Origin of the sequence: Arenimonas sp., from assembly GCF_044348765.1 — a bacterium.
GTDB lineage: Bacteria > Pseudomonadota > Gammaproteobacteria > Xanthomonadales > Xanthomonadaceae > Arenimonas.
Map to the genome: position 1 here is coordinate 1 of NZ_JBIKSE010000097.1, position 4020 is coordinate 4020.

The window sequence follows — 4020 nt, forward strand, 5'->3', positions numbered from 1 at the left end:
CTTATATAATAGAATAATAGAAAAAGAAACCATAGTTCCTAAATCAAAACTAGAAGCAAGAAGAGTTTATAAAATAGTTTCGTATGAGTATGTTGGTGGAAAACTTACTTCGTTTAGTGGGCCTGAAAGTGCTATTATTTTTTTAATTAGTATTACACCTGATAAAATATTACATTGTATAAAGATAAGTGAAGCGCGACCTAATAAATTCTTTGATTGGTTAAAGTTAAATTTAAAAAGGGGATTGAAATACGATGCGATTAGAGAAATTGCAGAAAAAAATACTTTAGATGAGTTATTACCGGCCGATAATAGAACTGGTTCTAAAACATTTATGAATTTAAAAAGACATGGGATATATGAACATCAACCTGGTACATATAGAACTTATCTACTTAATAATGTGAAATCCATAAAGGAAGTTAAGTTTAATACCGATGAATTTTTAAAGTTTCTAAAGATACAAAAACCCACTCAACCGCCCACTAAATCGGAAAATCCTTAAAAGTGTTTATTTCTTCCATTTATTTATATTTATTTGTGTAATTACACACAAGTAGAATAAAACCATGGCAATAATAAAAAGAATACCAAAGGGTAGTCCCTTAACGGCGGCAGAAATGGATGCCAACTTGACGATTTTAGAAAACGTATCAAGTTCCGTAAATACATTATATACAACAACTGATAATTTAAATTCAACATTAACATCAGTATCTTCATCCGTATCGAATCTATCAACTTTAAGTGGACAATTAAGCGGACAATTTACTGGTAGTGTTTTAATTTCTGGTAGTTTAAGATTTGATAATATTTCAACCGATGCTGTTGCAAGTGAAGTATTAGTTTACAATAGTTCTACAAAAACAATAGGAAAAACAACTTCAATAGCTACTGGACCAGCAGGAAGTGATGGTTCATCTGGTACATCTGGTAAAGATGGTACAGCGGGAAGTTCAGGTACATCTGGCTCATCTGGTACATCTGGTAAAGATGGCACGTCAGGAAGTAGTGGTAGTTCTGGAACTTCTGGAAGCTCAGGTTCATCTGGAACTTCTGGAGAGAGTGGTACTTCCGGTTCATCTGGAACATCTGGTAGTAGCGGTTCATCTGGTACATCTGGTAAAGATGGTACATCTGGTTCATCGGGTTCATCTGGAACTTCTGGACAAAATGGTGATAGATTTTCATCAACATCAAGTACTTCAAACGATATAAGCACTGGTTCTAAAAATTTCACAATAGGAACTGGATTACAATGGACTCCTGGACAGGCTATTATTATTTCTGAAAATGCATCAAATGTATTAGAAGGAACTGTAACATCTTACAATAGTGGTACAGGTGATTTAGTGGTTAATATAACAACTACATCAGGTAGTGGTACTGGTATAACTTCATGGTATATAAATACGGCAGGTGCACCTGGTCAAAGTGGTTCATCTGGAACTTCTGGAAGCTCTGGTTCATCTGGAACTTCTGGTTCATCTGGTACATCTGGAAGTAGTGGTAGTTCTGGAACATCTGGTTCAAGTGGGTCTTCTGGTACATCTGGAAAAGATGGTACAACCGGTTTAGATGGTACAAGTGGTTCATCAGGAACTTCTGGAAGCTCTGGTTCATCTGGAACTTCTGGTTCATCTGGTTCATCTGGAATAAGTGGAACTGCAGGAACATCCGGTTTAACAACAACCGTATTTCCTTATACCGGTTCTGCACTTATTAGTGGTTCTTTGCATATGACCGGTTCTATAAAAATTGGTAAAACACAATATGGTGGTGCATTATATGGACCCACAATTCAGTTTTTAGATTTAGGTTCTGATTCAAGAGGAGTAGATGAAGTTACATCATTTTTATGGTGGACTGATAAGAATGGTAATAATAAAGGTGAATTAGAAACAACTGCGGGGGCTACTGGGTTTCATAAGTTGGCTATTAAAGAATTTGAAGAAATAAAGTTGAGTCCTAGTGATGCAATTACAATGACGAAATCGGTTGGTATTACTGGTTCTTTATTTGTAAGTACATCTTTGAGTGCATCTTTAAGAGAAGGATATGCTTGGGTAGGTGGTCCTAATAATAGAACAATTTTAGTAGCAACATCTTCATTTGGTAGTGCTGGTAGTGGTACTGGAATATTTGCGGCAACCGGTTCGGTATTCGCGACAACAAATAATATACAAATTACAGGTTCTCTACAAGTAAGTGGACCTTTATCTGCTTCACTTCCACAAGGATATGCTTGGGTTGGTGGAGTTAATGATATATCTAGAATAATAGCTACATCTTCATTTGGAGCGATAACAGTATCTCAACAAGGTGGTAGTTCTTTTGGTTCAGTTCGTACAATACGATTCAATGGAGCCGTTGTTGCAGATGATGGTGGCGGACAAGTAACTATAACAACCGGTGGCGGTGGTGGTGGACTTACAATTAATAGTGGTTCATTCTCCGCAGCTGCAACAACCACATTAACATTGGATAATACAATCCGTGCTACGAATAGTGGTGGCGGTACCGTTGCACTTACTGTAGCCGGTGGCGTAGGTGGCGGGGGTTCAAATGGTACTTCCGGTACATCTGGTAAAGATGGTGGCGGTGGAACTTCTGGTTCATCTGGAACCGCAGGAGTAAGTGGAAGTGGCGGTACATCCGGTACATCTGGTAAAGATGGTTCATCTGGAACATCTGGACTTAATGGTATTGGGGCACCTGGTACCGATGGTACTTCTGGTACTTCTGGAGTTTCGGGTGGTGGAGGAACATCTGGTTCATCTGGTACATCGGGTTCATCTGGTTCATCTATTGCATTAACAATAAATGATGATGTTGGACCTACATCTATTAGTGGTGTAAATCAAATAACATTTACCGGTGGTGCGGTTATAACCGATTCACCTGGTAGTGGACATATAACAATCACCGCGGGAACGGGTGGTGGTGCTGGTAGTGCCGGTTCATCTGGTAAAGATGGTACATCTGGAACATCCGGTAAAGATGGTACATTTGTTGGTTCATCCGGTACATCTGGTTCATCTGGATTTGGTAAAGATGGAACATCTGGTGTAAATGGTTCAAATGGTACTTCCGGTACATCTGGCATATCTGGATTTTTTGGTTCATCTGGTACATCTGGTTTAGATGGAACATTTATTGGTTCATCTGGAACATCTGGTTTAACCGGTGCAAATGGTACTATGGGCACATCTGGTAGTTCTGGTACATCCGGTACAAGTGGTTTAACTGCTGCAGGAGCAACTGCAGGAAGTGGTGGTACATCTGGTACAAATGGTGCACCTGGTGCAAATGGTTCTGATGGTACATCTGGTTCATCTGGCAAAAATGGGTTGGATGGTACTGCATTTGGTTCATCCGGTACATCTGGTTTAACTGGTACGAGTGGTGTAAACGGTACAAATGGCACGAATGGTACATCTGGAACTTCTGGAGTTGCATCTTTATTAGCGGTAACCGGAAGTGTAAATAATGGTATAGTTAGATACGAAAATGCACCTGAAAGATTGTTTGTAAGTAACACTCTTACATTTGATGGAGCTGAATTAAAACTAACAGGCTCTATGTTTGTTAGTGGTGCGATAAGTGCATCTGGATTTAACATATATGCAACCGGTACACCTGAAATAACATCAGCAACTAACTTAAACTTAACAGCTGGTACTGCGGTAATTGTAACACAATCACCGATGAGAATGGCAACATTCACCGATGTACAAACTGGAAGTTTGACTCCTGCAAATGGAGATATGATTTATAATTCAACCACTCATAAATTTATGGGATACGCTAATGGAGCGTGGGTAGCATTACATTAATAAAATATGAGAGAATATAACGTTATCTTAAAAAAAGATGTAGATTACGATGGGTTTTGGAATGATATAGAAAGTGATACCGATGGTGGTAATCTTTACATTCCAAATCGTAGAGTAGAGTTTACAAATGAAAGACCTACATCTTTACGTCAATGTTGGTACTTGCTGACAGATGAAGAAGCTG

2 protein-coding genes are annotated in these 4020 nt (G+C 38.7%); both read left to right on the forward strand.

Annotated elements, in window-relative coordinates; genetic code table 11:
• Positions 1–505: hypothetical protein (locus tag ACIQ0Q_RS09060; RefSeq protein WP_395772616.1), on the forward strand; the 505-nt coding region annotated here is incomplete at its 5' end.
• Positions 506–569: 64 nt separating this feature from the next.
• Complete coding sequence (locus ACIQ0Q_RS09065; protein ID WP_395772617.1) at positions 570–3836, forward strand: beta strand repeat-containing protein; 3267 nt, start codon at positions 570–572, stop codon at positions 3834–3836.
• The last annotated feature ends 184 nt before the right edge of the window (positions 3837–4020 follow it).